This is a genomic window from Bacillus sp. J33, from assembly GCF_000518885.1.
Taxonomy (GTDB): Bacteria; Bacillota; Bacilli; order Bacillales; family Cytobacillaceae; genus Cytobacillus.
On sequence record NZ_JAEL01000010.1, the window covers coordinates 54,730 to 78,371 of the forward strand.

The 23,642-nt window shown below is 37.9% G+C and carries 16 protein-coding genes; 1 reads left to right on the forward strand and 15 read right to left on the reverse strand.

Going from position 1 to position 23,642, the window contains the following annotated elements:
• Window positions 1-41: 41 nt before the first annotated feature.
• From L634_RS0104750 to L634_RS0104775, 6 genes are all read right to left on the reverse strand, one after another.
• Window positions 42-4,502 (reverse strand): hypothetical protein, encoded by a 4,461-nt coding sequence (locus L634_RS0104750; protein ID WP_026581449.1) that lies wholly within the window; start codon window positions 4,500-4,502, stop codon window positions 42-44.
• Window positions 4,480-5,226 (reverse strand): DUF6063 family protein, encoded by a 747-nt coding sequence (locus tag L634_RS0104755; protein ID WP_026581450.1) that lies wholly within the window; start codon window positions 5,224-5,226, stop codon window positions 4,480-4,482. The genes L634_RS0104750 and L634_RS0104755 overlap by 23 nt, the downstream gene beginning before the upstream one ends.
• Window positions 5,226-6,737, reverse strand: coding sequence for a hypothetical protein (locus tag L634_RS0104760; protein ID WP_232233701.1), 1,512 nt, complete (start codon window positions 6,735-6,737; stop codon window positions 5,226-5,228). Before L634_RS0104760 ends, L634_RS0104755 begins: the two co-directional genes overlap by 1 nt.
• On the reverse strand, window positions 6,728-7,666 hold the full coding sequence (locus L634_RS0104765; RefSeq protein WP_232233702.1) for a Wadjet anti-phage system protein JetD domain-containing protein: 939 nt from the start codon (window positions 7,664-7,666) through the stop codon (window positions 6,728-6,730). The genes L634_RS0104760 and L634_RS0104765 overlap by 10 nt, the downstream gene beginning before the upstream one ends.
• 448 nt (window positions 7,667-8,114) lie before the next feature.
• On the reverse strand, window positions 8,115-8,483 hold the full coding sequence (locus L634_RS0104770; RefSeq protein ID WP_157452359.1) for a hypothetical protein: 369 nt from the start codon (window positions 8,481-8,483) through the stop codon (window positions 8,115-8,117).
• A 308-nt stretch (window positions 8,484-8,791) separates the two neighbouring features.
• Window positions 8,792-9,322, reverse strand: coding sequence for a cell wall hydrolase (locus tag L634_RS0104775; protein WP_026581454.1), 531 nt, complete (start codon window positions 9,320-9,322; stop codon window positions 8,792-8,794).
• A gap of 910 nt (window positions 9,323-10,232) precedes the next feature.
• Here L634_RS0104775 and L634_RS34870 point away from each other — a divergent pair.
• Window positions 10,233-10,358: an IS3 family transposase gene (locus tag L634_RS34870; protein ID WP_442852687.1), complete on the forward strand. Its 126-nt coding sequence runs from the start codon at window positions 10,233-10,235 to the stop codon at window positions 10,356-10,358.
• A gap of 505 nt (window positions 10,359-10,863) precedes the next feature.
• On the opposite strand, the gene L634_RS0104780 is transcribed toward L634_RS34870, so the two are convergent.
• The 9 genes from L634_RS0104780 to L634_RS0104820 form a co-directional block, all read right to left on the reverse strand.
• Window positions 10,864-11,856 (reverse strand): LacI family DNA-binding transcriptional regulator, encoded by a 993-nt coding sequence (locus L634_RS0104780; RefSeq protein WP_026581455.1) that lies wholly within the window; start codon window positions 11,854-11,856, stop codon window positions 10,864-10,866.
• Between the two features lie 64 nt (window positions 11,857-11,920).
• On the reverse strand, window positions 11,921-12,802 hold the full coding sequence (locus tag L634_RS0104785) for a DMT family transporter (RefSeq protein ID WP_026581456.1): 882 nt from the start codon (window positions 12,800-12,802) through the stop codon (window positions 11,921-11,923).
• A gap of 42 nt (window positions 12,803-12,844) precedes the next feature.
• Window positions 12,845-14,521: an amylo-alpha-1,6-glucosidase gene (locus L634_RS0104790; RefSeq protein ID WP_026581457.1), complete on the reverse strand. Its 1,677-nt coding sequence runs from the start codon at window positions 14,519-14,521 to the stop codon at window positions 12,845-12,847.
• A 52-nt stretch (window positions 14,522-14,573) separates the two neighbouring features.
• Complete coding sequence (locus L634_RS30630; RefSeq protein WP_034261990.1) at window positions 14,574-17,636, reverse strand: glycoside hydrolase family 2; 3,063 nt, start codon at window positions 17,634-17,636, stop codon at window positions 14,574-14,576.
• A 24-nt stretch (window positions 17,637-17,660) separates the two neighbouring features.
• The gene (locus L634_RS0104800) at window positions 17,661-18,482 is read right to left on the reverse strand and encodes a carbohydrate ABC transporter permease (protein ID WP_026581458.1); all 822 of its coding nucleotides are present in this window, start codon (window positions 18,480-18,482) and stop codon (window positions 17,661-17,663) included.
• Window positions 18,479-19,408 carry a carbohydrate ABC transporter permease gene (locus tag L634_RS0104805; protein WP_051428238.1) on the reverse strand — a complete coding sequence of 310 codons (930 nt, stop codon included), beginning with the start codon at window positions 19,406-19,408 and terminating at the stop codon, window positions 18,479-18,481. The genes L634_RS0104800 and L634_RS0104805 overlap by 4 nt, the downstream gene beginning before the upstream one ends.
• 98 nt (window positions 19,409-19,506) lie before the next feature.
• Window positions 19,507-20,736 (reverse strand): ABC transporter substrate-binding protein, encoded by a 1,230-nt coding sequence (locus tag L634_RS0104810; protein ID WP_232233703.1) that lies wholly within the window; start codon window positions 20,734-20,736, stop codon window positions 19,507-19,509.
• 214 nt (window positions 20,737-20,950) lie between these two features.
• On the reverse strand, window positions 20,951-21,160 hold the full coding sequence (locus L634_RS0104815; RefSeq protein WP_026581461.1) for a hypothetical protein: 210 nt from the start codon (window positions 21,158-21,160) through the stop codon (window positions 20,951-20,953).
• Between the two features lie 207 nt (window positions 21,161-21,367).
• On the reverse strand, window positions 21,368-22,969 hold the full coding sequence (locus L634_RS0104820; protein ID WP_026581462.1) for a BCCT family transporter: 1,602 nt from the start codon (window positions 22,967-22,969) through the stop codon (window positions 21,368-21,370).
• Between the last annotated feature and the right edge of the window lie 673 nt (window positions 22,970-23,642).

Below are 23,642 nucleotides of genomic sequence, written 5' to 3' on the forward strand. Positions count from 1 at the left end.
TGAAATATTTATAAAACCATCAACATTATCATTCTGCTATATTACTGAACAACCTCTTCCCCCTGATAAATCCGAAACGCCGGAACAATCGTATCCGACACAATCTCTTTCCCTTTTTCCCGAATGAAGTCCAATTTATAATACGCGTCGAATCTCTGGCTGATTTCGGTTTTCACCAATTCAGGCGGAGTGACAACGATGAATTGGAATTTCAGTTTATCGGCTACGGCGAAGATTGGGTCAAGCACATGGGCAGATGCCGCTTGTCCGAACGGATTATCACAGACTAACGGAACCCAGCTTTGGTCAGTTTCGCTCTTAACGGATAGGAGCATCATCATCATGACCATGCGGGCGGATAGTTTTTGGCCGCCGCTGCCATCGGATTTGGTTTTTGAACCCTGGTTGATCGTCTGCCAGGTTGAATAATGCTCGCCCTGCGGCTTACCATACATGAAGGCATTGTCTGTACGCATGTTATAAACCAGGAGCTCGGGGTAACGATTCCTGAGAGCAACAAACAAAATCTGCTCATCACTGATGAGCTGTTTGATTTCCTGATCCAGCTCCAGATTATTGTCATCAATTATCTCAAATCGCTTCGTAATTTTGCTAATGGCCGAAACGAAATGCTGTTTCAGTAAAGGTTCAACATCTTCCGCCTTTTTAGGCAGGATGTCTTCTTTAAGCTGAACGAGCGGGAAAGATCCCCTTTCATTCTTAAGCTTCATTTTCGCAATCATGGAACGAATCGCCTCTGAAATGCTCATCACCTTTATGCTCGCACGGCTGGCCCAGAAATTTTGCGCTTTCTCTGCCCGTTCCTTGTCGCGTTCCAATTGCTCTAAGCCGCTCTGCGAAAAGCGCTTCATGTTTTGGACCACACTTTGAATATGCGTATAATGCCTTGTATCCATGTGATCGAGGGTGGTTAAGACTTCGTTTTTAAAGCGAATCTCCCAGTCCTTGCCTTCAATATTAAGCTTTAAATTGCGCAGGGATTGTTCAATTTTCGCGTGCTTCTCCTGGCCTTCATCCTGAATATCCTGATGTTCCTCACTCCAGGAGATAATGCTTTGCCTTCCCTGACTTTTGATTTTCTCGACATCTTCTTCCGTAAAGGCAGCCGCTTCCTCTTTCAGAATAACGGATAGTGTTAACAGATCACCTTCAAAACCAGCAATGTTTTGTTCGGTTTCTTTTTTGCGCTCTTCCGCTTGCTTTATTTCTGCTTTGGTCTGTTTGGTCTGGTCAGTGATTTCAACCGTCTTGACTTCCAGGTCAAGCTCTTCCCATTCTTCAGGCTGTTTGTCATGCCTGTCCACTTTCTTTGCTGCCTTTTTACGCTGATCCATCGCATGCTTTAAAGACGTTTCTGCAACGGTTACAGCCTTTTCCTGTCCGCGTTCCTCTTTTTCTGCTGCCTTCGTTTCCTTAGCGGCAGTCTGTACCATATTTTCCAAGATGCTCATCGGTTCATCCGGTTCTGAAGTTTCCTTCCACTCTTCGTTAAGAGCATGAAGCTTTTTCTCCAGCTTCTTTTGCTGCTTCTGTTCCGATTCTCTTGTCGCTTGAATCGCAAGCAACTCACTGGCTTGTTCTTCTTTCGATTTTTGAAGCTGCTTCAATTCATCGATGCTTCCGTTGATCTCTTCCAGCATATGGGAAGATAAACGCGGGACCTCTTCAGAAGCTTCAGCCTTCACTGCTGCTGGGAAAGCTGCACTTTCAATAAAAAAGCTAATCTCCTTAATATTTTGCTCGGTTGATAGCTTCCATTCCAAATACGTTTGGCTCCACTTTTCCTGCAGGTCAATGATCGTTTGGTGCTCGCTGGCAATCTCCTGCTGAGCGGCAGTGAATGCATCCTTTTGCTTCTCTTTTTCCTGCTTCACCCGTTTATTTTCCTGATGCAGCGACTTTTCACGGTCAAATTTCTCAAGCGTTTCCACATCTTTTAATAGTTTTTCAACCTTTTCTTTTGTCTTCTCCAGCTGTTCTCTGAGTCCCAGCTGCAGTTCTTTTTCTTTTTGCTCCTGCACGATGATTGCCTGTAATTCAGTCTTCTTGGCAATCATCGCTTCCTGCTCCTGATTCAATGCCCGATTGATATCACTGGCCAGTTCATTGGCCAGGAAGCGGTCGATTTCTTTTAAAATTTGGCGCAGGCCTGTTTCTGTTTTTTCTAATTCTGCAAGTGTATCTTTCTTTTCTTCTATTTGTTTTGCAATCTTAATTTTCCAGTTCGTGAACTGATTTTTATCCGTCAGCAGCTCCTTCTCCGTGCCGGTAATCATTACAAAGGAACTCTGCTGATTTTCGCTCGTCATTTCCTCCCGCATAAAAATTGGAACCGGGCTCTTAAACATTCTTCTCGCAAGGACCTGCTTATTGATTTTTTCCCATTGCGGCCTGCTGACGACTAACCCATATGGAAGGAGCGGATGCGCAAGCATAAGGTTCGCCATTTCCTCCGGTCTTAAGGATTGAAGAAATTGGGACCCGTAAAACACATCGATCCCTGTCTTCTCATCAATCCATTCCTTCAGTTCCTTCACATCATTGTTCGCAATCCAGAAGTGCTCATCATTCAAGGCATAATCCAGCTGCGCTTCCCAAAGCTCTTTTTTAATTTCTTCCCCCTGCTCCCGATTCTGAATGAGGAGCTCTTCCACTTGCAGGGCATACTTTGATAAAAGCGCGTTCGTGAACTGCTCCGTGACTTCATCCAATAGCCCATGCAATTTATCAGCTAGCTTCGCTTCTCTTCCATGCTGCTCTTCACTTTTGACCTTTAACGCTTCACATTTTTCCTCAGAAAACTGAATGGATTGAGCGAGCGTACCATGTGCAGATGCAAGCTGATTCTGCTTTTCATTTGATTGTTTATCTTTTGCCTGCAAATTTTCCATACTCTCTTTTTTGATATCAATTTGCTTTGACAAATTCTCGATAAACCCCTCTAAATCATAGGTTAAGCGATCCCCGAATTCTTTGATGAGCTTTTCTTCTTTCGACTCGAATTCATGAATCTGCGTATATAAAAAGTCAATTTCTGTATGAAGCTGGGCGATTTCTTTTGTCTTTTGTTTATCCTGCTTCGAGAGATCATTCGCTTTTTTCTTCAGGAACTTTTGATATCCCGCATACTGTTTAACCGCTTCTTCAATGGCCGCAGAAGACTTCTCCCATTGCCGTGCCGCTTCTTTTTTAACTTCTTCCATTCTTTGATTCACTTGCTCTAAACCGCTGTTTTGCTCTAGCTTAGCAATCTGCTGGGAAAGTGCGCGAATGCTTTGTTCCCCTTCATGCCATTCTTTCAATAACAGCTGAAATGCCAGCTCGTCTTTTCGCTCCTGCTTTGCCTTCACAGCTTCCTGCAGGATCGTATGCTTCTTCTGTTCTTCCTCTAATTTTTTCTCCCAATCCATCACTTCCCGATGGGCTTTTGCATACTCGAGGTTATCTTTCTGAAAGCGCAGATCCACTTGCTTGCTTGATAAATTTTCGATTTCCTTTTCCAGCTCAAGCAGGATTTCTTCTTCTGTTTTTTTCAAATGCTCCAAAGCCCCAAGCAGCTGTCTTCCAACCTTGATGCTGTTCTCAACAATTTCTTTTTGCTCAACACCCTTTGCCAGACTTTCTTCAAAAGGAAGAATATCTTCCAGGAACTCCTTATGAGCCTGCTCTCTTTTCAGCAGAACGGGCAGATCCTTCGCGATACTTGCCTGACTCTTAAAAATCTCCACCAGATCGTTCTTTTGGTGCTCTGTCCGATGCAGAACCTGACTGACAGTAGGGATAATTCGCTTCTTAAACAGGGAATGATCATCCTCAGCACCTTCAAAAAACTTTCCAACTCCGCCTTCATCTTTATTAATATCTTTCATAATATCCCAGTCTTTGCGGTTAATGCCATATGTATCAAGGATGCGGTAGTGCTTCTTTGTATCCCGGTAAACATCATACCCATTCCATTTTAAATAATCTTTCAGGCCTTCCGTATCAGCGGCTTCCCCATCTTCATAGAGCGGAATATGATCAAGCGATGCTTCTTCTTTCCGTTCAAACTCCCTTGTATAAAACGTAATATTCGGGATAATTTTCGCTTCCTGTTCCAGCGTTTTGCTTTCTCCGCTTTCCTCGTTCATGGAAATCCGCTGTTCAGCTGAAAACATTCCGCCTGTCACTAAGTGTCTGCGGTCAGCACCATCCAGCTCCCATTGAATGAGAACATGAAAGGTATAAGGAATGAATTGCTCTTTATTATTAAAAAAGAATTGCTGATAATAGCGGTTATTCTGTTTTCCCCAAGCCGTTCCTGGCTTGAGAATCTGGAAGATGGTTTGCAGGAAAACCCCTTTCCCGCCTCCATTCATCATGGAAATGAGGCCGTTTGTGGATGTCTCCTCGTTATGGAAGTTAAACGTAGTGTCCTTATACTGTTTTTGCATGCCATCATATTTCAGGCCGGCAATTCTAATTCGATGGATTTTCGGCATGCTTAACCTCCTCAGTCTTCATTAATTCCTTGAACATTCCATAGCGGTCATAATCATGATACAGGTATTCAATCCGCTCAAAAAGCTCCTGCTTCGGAATCGCTTTTGGGATATCCTCCCTATCCAGGATCACAATCAGACCCTCTGTTTCCAATAATCGCATGGCACTTGCTATCAAACCGATACGAGTCCGGCGATTGGCTTTCTTAGCTCCGTAGTCCTCCGTGTCGACCTCCATGTATTTCCAGGTTGTCACTACATCCTTCATATCAATTTTTTCATCTTCTCCGAAGGCTGGGTTTGCTTTAAGAATGGCATCCCAGTTCATGATGACATCATTGACTTGCCGTTCCAATGCATAGTAGCTGATTCCCTCTCGCTTCGTACGTATTTTAGCAGCCTGGTTACGGTCGATGCTTGCTAAAAAAGCCATAATGACAACACTAATCAGATGAAAGTGTTTCTTCGTTTCAATTTGCTTATGCTTCTCTTTCATATGAGTAAAATTCGTAGCAAAGACGGAGCCGGTCGGCTGCACAATCAACTGAATCCGTTTTGGCGATTCAATGATATAGGTGCCAGATTCGTCTGCCAGTAAAAGAACCGTCTGTCTCACTTCAGGATCAAAATACGTCTGGAAATGTTCGCTGTTTTCGTCGATGACTTTTTCTTTTAATAGAGTAAAATAGACAGCTGATGCTTTTTTGATTGTTTCTGCACTCATCATTTCTCCTCCTGTACACAAATCTTAAACGGGGTTATTTTCATTTGATACCAGAGGAAAGGTTCCGCTCGATGATCAAACTCGGTATAAATTTTCAGGCCTTCAAACACTTGAAATTGCGGGTACTCCTGCATGAGTTTAAAAAGAAGAATTTCCCGTTCATCGCTCAATGTTTCTTCCTTCCGGTGCAGCACCTGAACCTTCAGCGGCTTTTTATCAAACATCATCCATAAATCAATCGTTTCCGACTCTTCAAACCATAAATCCTGGACTTCCAGCGGCAGCGTCGATAAATCGGCTAATGAAAACGCTCCGTACGTTTGTAAATATTGAAAAACATAGCTCCATGCCTTTATGACAGAATCCCAGTTCGTTACCCGCTGATAAGTAATGTCTGCTTCTTCCTCTTCATCTGCCAGCGTCTCTGTTAGCTGCTTTTCATCAAATTCCTGTTCGCCCCAAATCCAATCCAGCGGCAAAATAAATTCATTCTTTGGTGAAAATAAAGGCGAAAGCACCTTTTCAACTGTTTCGAAAGAATGAACACCTTCCTTCACAAACCAATTTTCATAAATATGTTCCCGAAATGAAACCAAGCTGGTTTCCCAAAACAGAGATGGGTTTTCCGCCTTTAATTTCATCTCATAGGAGATATTTTGAATGACCAGCTTGGCAAAACGGTCATGCAATTGCCTTGTATGGCCAATTTTCTCCTGAAGAAGCATCAATTCTTTTTGAATCAGATCATCTTCTTCATTTCTTCGTTTCGTTTTTTCAATCATGCTGCTAATAGTGCGGAAGTGATTTTTTTCTTCTTCGAATTGCTTTTCGATTTCCGCACGATTGTCGGCCCTTTGCATTTCTTCTTCCATCAATAAGATTTTGGGATTGTTGATCATTTCTTTATGAAAGGAGAATTCTTTTGCCATTAAGCGGTTTACCCGTGAAATGAGGTGATCGAGGTTTCGAGTAGCTTTGCGGAAATTACCATTTTTGATCAGCTGCATACTATAGAGCTGTTCAATCGTGATCGAGAATTCCTCAGCCATTTCCCTGCTCATAAAAATCATTTCCTGAGAGACATCGGTGAGTTTGTAAACAATGGACCCGCCCATCTCCAGGTTTGTATATAATTCATCCATCGTGACATAGCGAAAAACCTGAGTCTCCCATGATTGCCTGATTTCATCGTAATATAAAGCTTCGAATGGTTTACTATACTCTTCTTTTCCCTGATATAAAAGCCCGCTTGTAATCCGTTCAATTTGCTTATCATCGGCTAAAAGCTTCATTTGTTTAATCGAATCTTCCACCATATACCTGATATCCGATTTCCGCCGATGATCATCATCGTTCAGTTCCCGATAAAAGATGGTAAGGAGCACCTGCATGAGAATCGTTTGAATATGAGGCTTCAGCTCACCGACTTCCATTCCCCTCCCAAGCTCAAACAATGGGTTTAAGCGCTGCATCCGCTGGGCGAATCCTTCCCATGATTCGTTCACATCCATCTCCTCCATGTTTCAATTGTCAAGACTTCCTGAGGAATCCGTTTATTTTCCTGCCATAATTGCATTAATACTTCTTGCTCTTCTTCCGTAAACCATTGAAAGAACACATCCCGTGATTTGAGATTTTGAACCTGGCCGCTTTTCTGGTCATTTCTTTGATCAAGACATTCGAGCATTTTCCGATAAATCTTCATAGCAGGCTGGATGCAGCAATCCGGATATTTTTCGATAAGCCGGGTAATGATCCCGTATCCTGCAGCATCGAGATCTCCTGCGTAATAGAAAAGATAGGACTTTGGCGGAAACATCTGAAAGAAAAAGGAAAAGCTCCGTTCAATTTTAGTGCCTTCCCCATAAATGATCAGTTCAGGCTCATAATCGAGCTGATCCGCTTCTAATAATTGAATGGAAGTATGAAAGAAAGATAGATTTTCGACAATCAGCACCCTCTGAATATCTTTTAACTCTTTCCCCTGCTTCATCCAAAAAACAAAAGGCTCCCCTAAATTTAACACTTTAAGATGCTCTTCAGATATTCCAATTCTAGCTAAAAAGCCTTTTCCATCAGGAAAGCTTATACCGTCCAGCAAGAATTTTTCATGGCCAAAGAGCTCCAGGCTTCTTTCTTCAAGTGACACGATTTCCCGGTCCTGGCTTGATTGAAGAAAAGCATATAAATTCTGGATACGATTCCATTCCTCCTTCGTTTGCCATTCAGGATGCCGCTCATAAAAGGAAAAATCAAACTGATCACTCAATTTCATCATCTCAAGACGATCCCATCTGTCAGCCTGAACTTTTATATTTACCCAGTAATACAATGGCAGAGCTGGTGTCCTGCCATTGTATTGATTATTATGTATAGGAATCAGTTGACCTTCATCTACTAATGTTTGGATGGCTTGATAAAATAACGAATAACCGTCCATTTCAACATAATCATTTAATAGCTTACGCAGCTGAGTTTCTAAATCGTTAATGCTAATTTTCTTTTTTTGCTTAGGATGTTGGATATCTGCGATAAAACTTCTTATCCTTGTTTCAATTATATCGATTGTGGTTCACCTTCTTAAATCTATTAACTATTGAATAGCCAGCTATCCAACTTACGACAACCTTAATTATAACGAATTGCGTAATTCTTGGTAAGTGAATTACTCTTAATAAAAAGGCATGGCCTCTAATCTAACTTATAGCAATGGTACTTACTTGCCTTTCTCTACTTTCTTTTTTAAATATCTTTTATTCTTTGCTATCAATAAAAGCGTGCAGCTTTTTGGATAGGTGTTCGGCCACTCATTCATTAACGTATTAATGCAATGGGGGTCAGGCACCTTTATTTTATTAAATATTATTGAAAGTACAGATTTAATAATGCTAGTCCTTATTCCAATGTTGTGTATACATAACCTGATAAGAATTTACAATTATAAAATAAATACTCTCAGCATTTTCCATGAGAAGATCTCTCATCTTCAGCCATGCCGTAACTTTACTGGAACTTTCAATCATTAATTCTTTCATCACCTTATTGTCTAATGTTGTTTCTGGTGCATTAGCATGGATATCTTCCAGAATTGTATTTCTAAAACAATAAGCGGTTATTACATTACCTTCTTCTCTTTCCGAAGGCTTTATTTGCAAGTTGGAAACTCCCAAACCGACTCCCATTGTAAGTATCCCTATAACCTCTTGCCTAAAATCGCTTGATGCTATTTCGGTTAAATATTTAGAAAAATACTCCATTTCTTCCTTTTTAACGCCTTATAAATCCGCTAACGAAGTAATTTTGTCTAAAATATCCAAACTTGATCACCATCCCTATGGTTTTGAGGAGTCCTAATCTGGCTCGCCTTTAACACTAGTGTACCTGAGCCCGGCTGCGTAAATACGTTAAAGACTATGGGAACAAGCACCTTTTTTCTCTAATTATTGCATTGGTATTGTTTTCATTATTCTCTATCGTCTTTAAACCCTTTGGAACTGTGAGGATTATTTGTGCTAATCGTTCCTAACAAAAAAAGCGCGCAGCTTTTATGCTGTACGCGCTTTTTTTAAATAGCAAATGAGTGATTGCCGATTTTTTTCACAACTTCACGAGAAAAGATCCACTCACTTGTAGCTGTTTCAGGATTGTAAAAGTACAGGAGTTCTCCGTTATTCTCTTTATCAATGAGGGCTTTCTCAACGGCCTTGATTGCTTCATTACTGGCAGGTTCATTAATGGAACCATTTTGAACAGGTTCAAAAGCATTCTTCTGATAAATAACATCCTTGACTGAATCTGGAAATTGCTCGTGCTCAACACGATTTAAAACAACGTCTGCAACGGCAACTTTACCTTCGAACGGTTCGCCTTTTGCTTCAGCCTGTACAAGACGGGCAAGCAGCTTTTTTTCTTCCTCTTTGATAAAGCGATGATCCGTTACGGAAGACTCTTTCGTGACAACCTCAACTTTTTTATATGTTAATGCTTCTGCAGTCTTTTGATCTACTGTCTCAGCATCGAAATGATTCGCAGGAAAAATGCTATATGAACCCATTATGAGTGAAATTGTGATAACAAATGTAAATAAATTTTTCATTTGTAAACCTCCTGTTTGCAGTTTTTAGGATAAAAACAGGCCTTTTACAAGGCTAACAGGTTTACAATGATATCTCATTAGTGAATAAGTGGGAGAATTACCAATCATGAAAAAGGTATTATATTTCCATTACCAAGTTTAAAAATTGGCTTAACAAGAAATGGACAATGTGTACATTATAGTCTTGTAAGGTTCTCTGAAAAGTCCCCCTATGCTTTTATCTGCTAAGAACAAGTCAAACAAATATCTAATTGGTATTTCTTTCTCATTTCCTTGACTAGATAAGCTCATACTTTACCTTGAATACATTCTCATCTTAGTTCTCTTCGTTTTTGACATACAAAAAACCTCCTACAATTTAAATGTAGAAGGCTATAGATTGCATTTTGGGCAAACGGTATCGTTAAATTATAATGAACCCATAAAACTAGACACGATGAGGAGATGTTAAAGTAGGTCTAGAAAAGAAACCGATTTACACCAGAAATTAAATCTAAATCTTGCTAGAAGTCCTGAAAGAAGAAAAGCAATAAGTGAAATTGCTTCATCCCATGGGATTCTGTGAATCAGATCCGTATGGCGGAACACATTCCTTGATCAAATGCCTCAGCTGTTTACCAATGTAAACAAAAAGTCCGATAAAATGCAAGGTGAGTATGAAGAACAAATAGAAATTCTATACGCCGAAGTTGGCCGTTCTAACCACGCATTTGTCGTGGCTTATAAAAAAATCTGGTCTTAAGGAGTAGAGCTGAAAGAAAGACATGATTAATTGGAATGATGCAGAACTTCCCATTACCGCACAGCTTAACTACTCGGACTCAATCGATCAAGCTTGTATTATAAGCCGGTTAAACCTCTCCGGAAGAAATTCTAATTAAACATAAAATCGGCGAGATTTATACGAAGTATCCCTTTTGGCTCTCGTAGCATCACAGCCGTTCTAAATGACAATGGGATCTTAATTAACCGAAAAGCCGTCCAACGTCATATGAAAGAGATAAATTGCCGGCATATCACCGGGTCCAAATCTTAGTAAACCAATCTTGAGCATCGGATTTATCCTTATCTGCTTATGAATTTGCCCATCACTCTCTCGAACCATGTCTGGGGTATTGATATTACGTATATCCGGCTTCAACACAACTGGATATAACTTTTAGCAATCATCGACTGGTATTCAAGTTATGTGGTCAGGTGGGAATTAGATCAGACTCTTGAAATCGACTTTGTTTAGAGGCTGTTAAACGAGCCCTATCACAAAATAAACCAATCATTATCAACATTGATCAGGGCGGCTATTTTACCAGCCCGAAATACATCGACCTTGTGTTAGATAAAGAAACCCTAGAAAAAGATGCCTGTCCCCTTATTCATTAACGTATTAACGCAACCGGAGGCAAGACCGTTTATTCAAATAATTTAACAAAGTATTGAAAGCTGAATAGAAAAACTGAAAACCCCTATCAGCCATTAAAATAAGAGGGTTCCCCAAATTGAGCTTTCTTGTCTGCTTATTTATCCTATCCTGCTCCAGATTATTACTTAGGCTCTGAAGCACTTTCTCTTACAATTAACTTCGTATGAATGGTCACCTTTTTACACACTTCCCGTCTTGAAGAAATCTTTTCAAGCAGCAAGTCAACTGCTGTTTCACCCATGATTTCCGTATATAGTTTTATTGTAGTTAGAGGGGGAACCATATATTGAGCAGAAGCCACATCATTAAAACCTACAATACTAAGTTCATCTGGTATTTTCACCCCGAGCTCGTAAGCGGCCTTATAGCATCCAACAGCTATTGTATCATTAGCCACAAACAATGCGGTTGGTCTATTTTCGTTCTGCAGCATCTCTTTTAGAATGTTATAGCCGTCCTTCGGATTATAGCCGCCGATTCTTACAAACTCTTCTCTGTATATGTTTTTTTCCTTTAAATATTTTTCGAAAACATCCTGTCTCAAGTCTTTAAAACGGTTGCCAAACATATCTGTATCTACTCCGCCGATAAAACCGATGTTTTTATGACCTAATTCAATTAAATAATTGAGAGCGCTAGTAGTCGCAGAATTGAAATCGATTACAACAGAATCAAAAAAAGACGGATCTGGATTTGAATCGACAAAGACACATGCCTTGTCAAATTCCTTTATGAACTCGATATCCTCCTTTTTGAATGTCCCTAAGCAAATAATTCCATCAATCTTTGCTAAACTTTTCTTTGTTTCATTCTTTCCGATACGATAGATATCGATTCCTTTACTTTTTAACTTTTTTTCTAAAGCAACTCTTATTGAAAGATAGTAGGTATCTACTAATTCCTCTTCTAGAGAATAGGAATAGTATAGTCCTATCTTCCGTTTGCTTCTTGATTTTTTCTTAGAAATGACTTCATAAGCTAATTCTTCTGCCGCTTCAAAAACTCTTCTTCTTGTTTCCGGTGATACGTTTAGTGTTTCATCATAATTTAATACTCTTGATACAGTAGTGATTGAAACCTTGGCTAAATCTGCTATATCCTTAATTGTCGCCATACATTCTACCTACTTACATTTTTTATATTCTTTATTTTACACGATCTTGTAAACAAATCATAAATTAGGTAACTTCTTTTAAGTGTTTCTTTTTTAAAAAAGTGAGTTTTGTTTCAGATATAATAATCGCAGTAAGAATGAGAATTGCTCCTATGATCATTTTTATTGTCATTAATTCACCGAGGATGGTAACGGAAAACAACATTCCCCAAAATGATTCTGTGGAAAGAATGATTGCGGCCTTTGTTTCGGTTGTAAATTTTTGAGCCACTGTCTGTAATAAAAATGCTACTGTCGTTGAAAAGATCCCTAGATAAAACAGGGAATTAATCCCTTCTCTTTCGTACGAAAAGTTCATCTCACCTTTAAATAGGATAACAATAAAGCCAATCACTGTTGCCGCAAGCATTTGAATGATTGTTAAAAGTACAGGATCCTCTTCTTTAACAAATTTTGCCGTGTAGAATATATGAAAAGCAAAACCCAAGGCACAGCATAATGTCAGTAAATCTCCAATATTGATATCAGAAGAGAGCTTTAGTGACAATATCCCTACTCCAACTATGGCTAATACTGCACCAAATAGTTCAAACTTATCGATTTTTCTTTTGTACAGGAGGTAACCGATAAATGGAACGATCACCACATTCACGGCTGTCAAAAATGCATTTTTTGAGGGTGTTGTATATTGCAGCCCTACCGTTTGCAACGCGAAAGCCAAATATAATAACAATCCGATTATTGTTCCTTTTAATAATGTTTTTTTATTGCTAAATTTCAGCTTTTTATAAAAAACAGCACTTAGAAGGATGAAACCAACCAAAAATCTACCTGCCATTATTTGGTAAGGAGTGTAGTACTCAAGGGAGATAGCACTTGCAACAAATCCGCTTCCCCAAATGATTGCAGTTACCATAAGACTAATTTCCCCAAGATATTTCTTCATGTAATCCTCCAAGTTATTATTAAAAAAGTACTGAACTAGCGACTAGTGTAATTCGCTTTTCTGATTTAAAAGTAAAAGAAACACACTTGACGTCCATGTAAAGGAGGTATCTACTAATCCCTTTCCAGTAATAGGATCAAAGTTTTCTGCCATGCCGCCAACTAAAGTGAGATTTAAAAACTTTTCGCTTAGTCGATTTCCTGCTTCACAATATCCGTTGTTTCTTAAAGAATCGATAAAAAGGTATGTGACAGGAGCCCAAATGGGACCAAGCCAGTAACCGTTTTCTTTATAAAACTTACTATTTACACACTCTGTAGCTAGTCCATATTCTGTTTCAAAATTCTCTTCAAGATCGGATACTAATTTGTCAACAATGTTTTTGTCCAATCTATATCCAATTATTATTGGTAATCTAAGGATTAAACTAGTTCTTATATCGATTTTTTCTCCTTCTTTTCCGACACGTCCATAAAAGCCGTCTTCATCGTAAAGTCTTTCCATTAAAAACTTAAAGAGCAAATCTGCTTTTTCTTTAAAACCTTTTGCTTCCTGTTCTTCACCTAAATTTCCGGAAAATTTAGATAGGATATCATACGATCTGATTAAGAAGCTGGCAAGGTCAGGCGCTTCTACAGGCATACCTTTATGAAATAAAGAAGCATTATCCCACCCTGAATCGTTTCCATGCTTGTAATGCGGCAATCTGCCTTCATATGTTCGAAATGAATCAAAGTATTTCATTACTTTTTTAGTAGACTCATATACTATTCTTAATCGGTTTTCCTTCTTAAAGTAATCATTTTTTTCCATGAGCTTTTCGTACGTAATGGCAAAGATAGGGGGTTTTATACAGTTATAGGAGACAAATTTATCGTTTACAAAGTCGGGATATACCCCAGATTCATCTTGAGTATCCATGAAAATTTTTAGCTGAGCATATGCGAGTTCAGGATATTGCTCCCCTAAATTTAATGCATTGAAACAATTATCCCAGGACCAAATATTATACATCCAAAGCTTAGACATATACATGGCGTAATCCTTTAAAATTCCATGAGGGTGAACGACGCTCGACCAGGTAATATAGGCTGCACGCTCTGTGGAGGAGCGATACTTTTCGCTGCCCTTGTTCATATTATCGAACCATTCATTATATATTTGTTCGATCTTTTCTTTTCCTTTACTAAAAGTATCGTAATCCTTTTTATCACTAAACGTTCGATAGCTCTCGATGACAAAGTGTCCATTTCTAATCCGAATATCTACGAAATCATTTCCAATGATATTCCAAGGTGCATTAACGGATATTTCACCTATTACCTTAGTAATTTTTAGCTTTAATTCTTTTGGATAAATATGGTATTCAAATACTCCATCTTCCAGCTCCATGAACGTATCATATTTTACCTTTTTATCTCTCAATCTCAATTCTACACCTTTAACTTCGATATGTAGTTCGTCTTCTTCCGGAAGGATGATTTCTGCATATTTTTCAATATCATCTTGAAGAAAAAATTTTAAAGATGTTTCAGAAGCAATGATATCAAACGGCTTTTCAACCCCATCTTTTAAAAGGTCGATTTTGAATAGCCTTGAAGGTGCCTCGTCCCCGCCATGGACATCGCGAATGTATACTTCCTCTGAATCCTTTTCTTTAGAAATGCAAAAATAAGATCCAAACCTTGAAAAAGGTATTTCTCTTATGTCTAATTTCATACTACTCTCCCCTCCATAAGGAATCAATCAATAAGCAGGGGGGCCCTGCTTATCATCTAACCTTAAAAAATTTGCTTTCTTCTACAAGGTCATCTTTATTAATTTTTCGGATTTCTAGCTCGATTTTAAAGTCTTCAATTCCCACTCTATATTTTGGAAGCTGCTCTTCACCACAGCTATTGCTCCCAAGACCGCTTTGCCGGAAGTCAATCGTTAAGACATGATAAGGCGATTTTTCAATTTTTCCTCGATGATTCGCTTCTTCAAGAGCACTTGTTTCGTAATCATGAATGGTAAAATCTTTTAACTCTTTAAAATTCATTAAAAACGAGTAATCTCCCTTAGATAAGGCAAGGAATGATGTATCACATCTTGAACCATTTTCCTGTGGATATACATAATTTGTATGCATTTCTTCTACGGTTTTACGATAAAGTCCTATGCTTTGGCTTCTCTTGCTGTCTTGATAGCTTTCTGACTCTCCTTTTCCATACCATATAACATCACTATACTCATTGTTGACATTCATCGTAATGCCAATTCTCGGTATCATTTGCGGGATTTTTTTTCCTTTAATTACTTTATTTCCTTTCAATTGAAGGCTCAGGAAACCTTTATTTGTAATTCTGTAATTATACATGAGATGAAATCCCCAAGCTTGGTTGATCGAAGAAAAATACTTCTCAATTTCAACATCTACATAGCCTTTATGCATCTGGTGACTCATAGATACGAGCTGCTCTTTTGTATTTTTTAAGAAGTATTTATTGATCCAATCAGCCTTCTTATACATATCATTATCAATGACTGCTCGCCATAACGTAAGTTCAGGCCCCTTGCTTATAATATTTTCGTCATTTACGCTAAATGATTGCAAATTTCCATAAACTTTTGAAAAAACGATTTTGCACTCATCATTTTCTACTATTAAAAGGAGATTATCATCTAGTACATTCAATTCTGATAATTCGTTATCATATTCATTTTTTACAGTTTTCTCAATCTTTGTTGCATCGATAAGAAGTGCTTCTTTTGTGATAAAATGCCCTTTGCTGGCATACAAAGTATCGTTTGGCTCCAAATAGCTTAGATGGATATAAACCTCATCATGTTTTAATGCTTCTTGAAGACTTAATGGCAAAGTGATCTCCACTTCTTCTTGAGCGTTGATACTCCCTAAGACCATTTCCTTTTCCTCAATAATTGTATCAAAGGAAATTGCCTTTATATTTAAAATAATTCCTTCAAGGTTTCTGAAATCATAACGATTTTTCACAATAACCTTTAGTTGAGAGAGGTCTGCTTTTTCCGTTACGATTGGTTCGATAACTTTCTTGTATTCAATTAGACCTGGGGATGGGGTTCGGTCTGGAAAAACAAGACCATCTATACAAAAATTTCCGTTTGTAGGGAAATCGCCATAATCTCCTCCGTAAAGATAATATACGTTGCCATTTTCATCAACCTGTTCAATACCGTGGTCATACCATTCCCAAACAACCCCCCCTTGTAGCCTTGGATATTTTCTCATCATCTCTTGATATTCAGTCAGCCCGCCAGGACCATTGCCCATCGCATGGCCATATTCACATAAAATATGCGGTTTTTTGCCTTCAGCATTCATCCCAATCTCTTCAAGTGCATTTAACCTTGTATACATTGTTGTATAAACATCACTGTAGGCCGCCATACGATCTCCCTCATAATGTACTAGCCTAGTAGAATCGATCTCTTTGATTGCATTATACATAGCAGTGAAGTTTCTCCCTGCACCGGATTCATTGCCTAAAGACCACATAATGACACTTGGATGATTTCGATCTCTTTTTACCATCCGTACGGCGCGATCGACATATTGTTTTTCCCATAATTCATTGTCACTGATCCAATTATAATTGCCTGTGTTTTCAAATCCATGGCACTCAAGGTCTGCTTCATCTATAACATATAACCCATATTCATCACATAAATCATAAAAAACATCATTGTTTGGATAGTGAGCGGTCCTTACTGCATTAATATTATGTTTCTTCATTAAGATAACATCTTGAAGCATATCTTCGTATGTTACCGTTCTGCCCATTTTAGGGTTGAAATCATGTCTGTTAACACCATTGAAGAAGATTCTTTTTCCATTTAATCGAATCTCATTATCAACAACTTCAATGGACCTTACCCCGAATTTTAATGGAATGATTTCTTTTTCATCATTCGTTAATACGTATTCAAGAGTCAGTGTATATAGATTTGGATCCTCCGCACTCCAAACAAAAGGGTTAACCATATTCCTAATAGCCTGAAAACTGCCATCTAGTATTTCGATAAAGAACTCATCTACACAGTTTCCTTGATTAAAGAGCTTAACTTTTATCTCTTTTACTCGATCAGTGAAAAAATTCCCTACTATTTTTAGAGTGAAATTTTTATAATATTCATCTGGCATTGTTTCAATATATACATCTTCTAATGTATCATGATTGATTCTAAATAACTCAACACTTCTAAAGATGCCTGAGAGCCACCACATATCCTGGTCCTCTAAGTAAGTGCCATCGGAAAACTGATAAACTCTAACTGTTAATCTATTATTACCGTTTTTTACATACTCTGTAATATCGAATTCTGAAGGCATTCTTGAAACTTTGCTGTATCCGGCAGGATGGCCATTTACATATAGATCAAAGGCCGAATCCACACCGTTGAATTTTAAAATAATCTTTTCATCTTCGTTTATATTTTCTAAAATTAAATCTTTGAAATAGATGCCAGTTGGATTTTCCTGCGGCACATAAGGCGGATTTATGGCAAACGGGTATAGCACGTCCGTATAGTGCATTTTCCCGTAGCCTTTTAATTGCCAGCATGATGGAACTTCGATGGTATCTAAATTCGTAATATCAAAGTCCATCGCTTCAAAGTGTTGAGGTGAAAACTCTGGAGCTTCCAGGAAAAGAAATTTCCACGCTCCATCAAGCAGCAAGTAACCGCTGCTATTTTCTCTTTTAAATGTAAGTGCCTTTTCGAAATCTCTATATCTATAAAAATCAGTATGTGCAGGAAGCCTATTTATCCCTGTAAGATGGATATTTTCCCACCTTTTCAACTCTCGCAGCATTTTATCTTCCTCCGAAAACCTAATTTATTTAATCGAACCGCTAATACCCTCAACAATATATTTCTGTGCAAACATGAATACTAGAACAGGCAAGATGATCATGATCAATGTTATGGACATGATCGGCAAAATTTGAAGGTCATGAACGCCCTTAAATGCAGCTAATCCAAGCGCCATCGTATATTTTGATTGATCCTGCAAATAAATTAATGGCCCTAAATAGTCATTCCAAACGGAAAGAATATTTAAAACTGCTATCAGGATTAGGGGGGCTTTCATAATTGGCAAAAAGATTTTATAAAAGATTTGGAACTCATTGGCGCCATCAATTCTGGCGGCATCTTCTAAATCTTTAGGTATGCTCATTAAAAACTGTCTAAGTAAAAAAATATAATAAGCCGAGCCAAAAAAAGCTGGCACGATTAACGGCTTTAACGTATTGATCCATCCGAAAAGATTAAACTGCATATAAAGCGGGATCATCGTAACGTCCCATGGAATCATCATTGTTGATAAAAGCATGATAAATAGAATGTTCTTATATTTAAAATTAAATCTTGCAAAACCATAAGCAACTAATGAGCATGAAATCAGCTGCCCGATTGTTGTCATCACAGTAATGATTAAAGAGTTCTTAAAAAACACCCCGAATGGCTGGCTTGACCATGCATCAATGAAATTTTTAAACTGAGGCACATCTGGAAAAATCTTAGGCGGAAAACTAAATACTTCTGCTTCCGTCTTAAGCGCTGTTAGAACAACCCATACAAACGGGAATAAAAAATAAATCGAAGCTATAATAAGAAGGCTGTACACAGTTACTTTATGTGCTTTTGTAAGCTTCATGCTTTCTTACCTTCCTTCTTCACTTCATTTTCATAGAATACCCATGTGGATGATGATTTGAAAATTAGCAATGTTAAAACTAGGATGATAATGAACATAAACCAAGCGTTTGCACTGGCATACCCCAATTGGTGATGTTTAAATGCATTATTGTAAACAAATAATCCATAAAAATAAGTAGATTTTAAAGGACCACCGCCAGTTAAAAGTAATACAAGAGTCAACTGCTGCAACGCGGCAATAACAGATGTAATCACATTAAATAGGATTGTTGGTGTAATGCTGGGAATGGTAATATTAAAAAACTGTCTTATAGGACCTGCTCCATCAAGAGCTGCCGCCTCATAAAGTTCGGGTGAGATTCCTTTAATGTCTGTATAAAAGATAAGCATCATGGTCCCCACTCCCCAGGCACTTGCGATAACAATTGTTATAATTGCCCACTTTGGATCAATCAGCCATTTTGGCCCTTCAATACCTAGGAAAGATAGTAAATAATTTAAAATTCCATACTCCGAGTTAAATATCCAACCCCATATGATTGAGATTGCTACACCTGATACAACTGCTGGGAGGTAGAATATCGTTCTGAATATTTTCATACCTTTAACAGGCTGTGTAATGAGAAGCGCAAGCACCAATGCTATGATTAGGTTAAGAGGGACGAAGATTAAGGCAAATTTAAAAGTAATTACCATAGATTTGTAAAACTGAACGTCTTCAGTAAACATTTTCTTATAATTACCTAGCCCAATGAACTTCGGATCACTTGTTACTGGCCAATCAAATAAACTCATAACTAAAGAAAACAGCAATGGCCCTATGGTAAAAACTAAAAATCCAATAATCCATGGCAAAATAAACAGATAGGGCACCTTTTTGTCTACTAACATAAAACTTTTTAGACTCTTTTTTTTCTCAAACATAAACTGACCCCTCAAACATCAGATTTACTTACAAAATTAGAAAAAGCATCTTCAAGCAGCACTAGGATGCTTATTCACATATAAAATCATTCTTTTACTTATTTTGACGCTTCATTTAACGTTTTCTTCGGTTCCATTAAAGTACGAGGATTGAAAATTTGTTCGAAAACTAAATTTAAGTTCTCTGAAACCATACTCCAGTCCTTAACGATAAACGAAGATGGGGTATAGCCATCACTCTTTTCGAGCATGGAATAAAACACGCTTTTAATTGGATCTTGTTCGAGCTTTTCTTTTTCTACTAAGCTTTTAAGTACTGGCAATTCGTATTCAATTCTTTGTTGGTTTGCTTCTTCACTAGTCCAATATTTCATAAACTCAAATGCAGCTTCTTTGTGCTCAGAATCTTTTGACATAGCGATACCAGAAGAACTGATGATACTTACACTCCTGCCATTTTCAAATTTAGGCAGCTCTACAACACCATAATCAATTCCTGCTTCTTTCAAGGAACCAAGCGACCATGCACCATTAACAAACATCGCAACTTTTCCAGACTGCATTTCGGTTGAGCCTGAACCTTCAGTAGTAATTGCAAAGCCTTTTTTTAACATGTTCTGGAACCTCTCGAAGACTTCAATCGACTTAGATGAATTTAGGTTTCCTTCTAAGTTTCCATCCTTATCTACATATGCTGCACCGTTACCCCATAAATACATTTCAAAATCATATGGATCTGGTGTACCTGAAAAAGCAAATCCAGAAATTTTCTTTTCTTTATCCGTTAGCTTCTTAGCTGTTTCTTGAAGATCTTCCCAAGTCCAGCCAGCTTTAGGATATTCAATTCCTTTTTCATCAAAAAGCGCTTTATTATAGTAAACTACATGTGTTGTGTATCCAACAGGAAGCCCTAGAGTATCTCCTTTTTGAGAATTATAATTCCATAAAGCTTCGTAAAAATTATTTTTATAATCGGCTCCCTCCTTTTCAATATAAGAATCAAGAGGCTCTAAAGCATCCTTATAAAGAGGGTAATTCCACATGTACATAACATCTGGAGCATCCTTTCCACCCATACCAGCTGCTATCTTTGTATCGAATTCTCCTCCATATGCTTCAAGAACGACTTTTATCTTGTCATGTTTCTCATTGAAGTTGTCTACCAATTTTTGCTGCAGATCGACCGTTTCTTCTGAGTCCCAAGTTGCAAATCGAATGGTGGTCTTACCATCTTTATCTTCCTTACCATTACTTGATGATGAACTGCATCCAGATAATAGTAAAACCGCAGTAAAAGTTAATAATAAAAACAGTTTAAATTTAGACATTTTCATCATAATCCTCCTCTTTTTTTATATTTTTATAATAATTCAGATTTTACTAAATGTAAATGCTTTCATTAATAAATTTACTAAAATATTAAAAAACGTTATATTTAATATGGTAAGAAGGTATAATCTAAAATTAAAACTACTAAAATAATTTTAGTAAAACTCAAAAAAAATAGCCTGTGGAAAACTAAAAAAAATCCACGGGCTATTTTTATACATTAATATGCTTGTTTAAACCACTTGTATACCGCTTAAACGCGCTAGTTCCTGCTAAATCTCTTTTAAAAACACCTGCATTCTCAAGGACTTTAGAAAATGCGACTTCATTTGTTAATATAGATTTAATACTGCTTTCAGTAAAATTTAGATGTTTTTCTGTAACTTTCTTTGCCCAATCCAAATGTTTTTCAGTGGTTTTCATTTCTCACATCTTTTCGAACACACTCGAAAGATTCATATTGCAATAAGTATTGTTCTAATAAATGCAATTCTTCCTTGAGTCTGCATAAAAAAGGTGCCTTCCCCCTCATTCACTAACGTACCAACGCATCTAGGGAAAGGCACCATTATTTTTAACGTTCGTCAAAAAAATATGAGCTCAAATGAATCAGCTCATTATCACTTAGTATTAAATATTACTTACCTTACGTACCTTACCTTCTGCTACAACATCTTTTCTTCTTACATTCTTTTCCCATGCCCGGTCTTCATCCATCATTTTTTTTGCAGCATAAATGGTCAGGAATTGGATAAAAATGATTGGTATTCCCATAAGACCAGAAAGAACTTCCAAAGGTGCCAGTCCGCCTATTCTCATTAAAACAAGAGCAATAGTGGTCACAAGCGCAGCAACAATTAAGCGTAAACCCTTTGAAGGCTCAAATTTACTCATGTTTTTTGTACCCGTGTAAGATGCAATCGTATAAGTAGTTGAGTCTAGTGTGGTCGTTAGGAAAATCGTTGTAACAACCACAAAAACGATTATTGCAATCGTAGAAAAAGGTAAAGAAGCAAGTATTTCAGGAATGGCTGTCATTGAATTTTGTTCTTGGACAATTTTCAATACAGGAACCTCTCCGGTAATATATCTATGCACTCCAAGACCACCGAGGATCCCAGTAGCTACCCATGAAATAAGTGTGGGAGCTAACAAATAAGTTAAAATCATTTCTTTTATCGTTCTGCCGCGGGAAATCTTTGCAGCAAATATACTATGCAGCATCGCCCATGTAGCACAATAAGCAAACCAAAAGACGGTATTGCTTTCAAGAGATGAGCTTCCTTGCTGACCTAGTGAATTCGTATTCAGAGACATATCAAGGTAATTAGAAATTAAAAATTTAAAACTATCCGTGAAATAATTAAGAATGAATAGCCCCGGTCCGGCAATCATAATGAATAAAGCAAAGACACCGGCTAAATACATATTTAGAGTACTTAATCGTTTAATTCCTTTTTCTATGCCTAAATAAGCACTGACGGAAAACAATATGACCCAGATAATGGTCACAACTAATGTTAAACCAAATGTAACCTCAATATTTGCAAGCTTTGATAAATTATATGTTATGATGGGTGTTCCCAATCCCAAGGTAACGGCTGCCCCGGATATTATACTAACTAGGAAGATGATATCGAGGATTTTCCCCCCAATGCCATTAGTAAATTTATCGCCAAAAATACAGCGGCACGCTTCAGAGATTCGCATAAATGGTTTTTTACGAACGTGTAATATATACCCCATTGCTGGTGCTGCCATTACAAAGATAGCAAAAACTTGGAAACTCCACAAAAACATACTATATGAATTCCCCCACAATAATGCTTCTGCCGATTCTGCTTCCGCACCAAAAGGGGGATTCAGTGCAACATCCGTCCATTGAACCATTCCTGTCCGCATGATTGTCGAACCCAGGCCCATTGCAATTAAAATCGAAGCATATTCAAACATGGTGTACTTCGGTTTCTCGTTTGGATCTCCTAAAACAACTTGCCCATATTTAGAAAAAGAGAAAAACAAACCGGCTGCAACCATTAAAACTGCATACCATAAATATCCCCAAGTAAACATTTCAACAATCTTATCAAAAATATTATTTAAAAGGCCAAGGGATTTAGCCTCGTTCATTGAAAATGGAATACTAATTCCAAGAATAATTAATACAGATGGTATAAAAATTTTGTAATCTATTAATCTTTCGCTACTCGCTCCTTTTCTTCCATTATTCATTTTTTATAACCTCCAGTACTTAATTTCTACTCTAACGCCAGAAAGTAAAAACATATATGACTGAAGTTATAACCACAAAAAACCAAAAACATCCTCGCATAAAATACAGCGGGGCTATATGAACAAATGATTTCGGGATGTATTGGTATCAAGTCGATACGTCTTACTTATCCCAGCATTACAGAGATAAACTAAATATTGCTTTTAAAAAATAGAACCGTGGATTTCTTGTTTTGGCATTTCCTTTTTCACAAGCAATCTTTTCTTTATTTAGTCCATAATGAAACGTTCGGTGATTTGATCGAGAAAAACACAGAGAATACTGGACCTTCTCAAGATAAATTGATATATATTATTGAATTCCATTAAAGAAAGGCTTAATCCATAGGCTCTGTTAAACTTGCCTGTTGATTTCCGCTCCAGGAGCTCAGCGAATCGCGGGCGGTCCGACGCTCCTCGGCACATTCGTGCCTGTGGGGTCTCCCTTTGACACGCTCCTCCCGCAGGACATTGAATAAGCTTCCCCGAATTAACACCTCGTCGTAAGGAAATGCGGAAGCATTTTCGAGGAGCTCGCACCTTCCGCTCCAATCAACAGGATGCTAATAATCAACAATCAGCTTTAACACAGCCAATCCATAAAGAATGGAAAAAACGCGGATGTTTAGAAGGA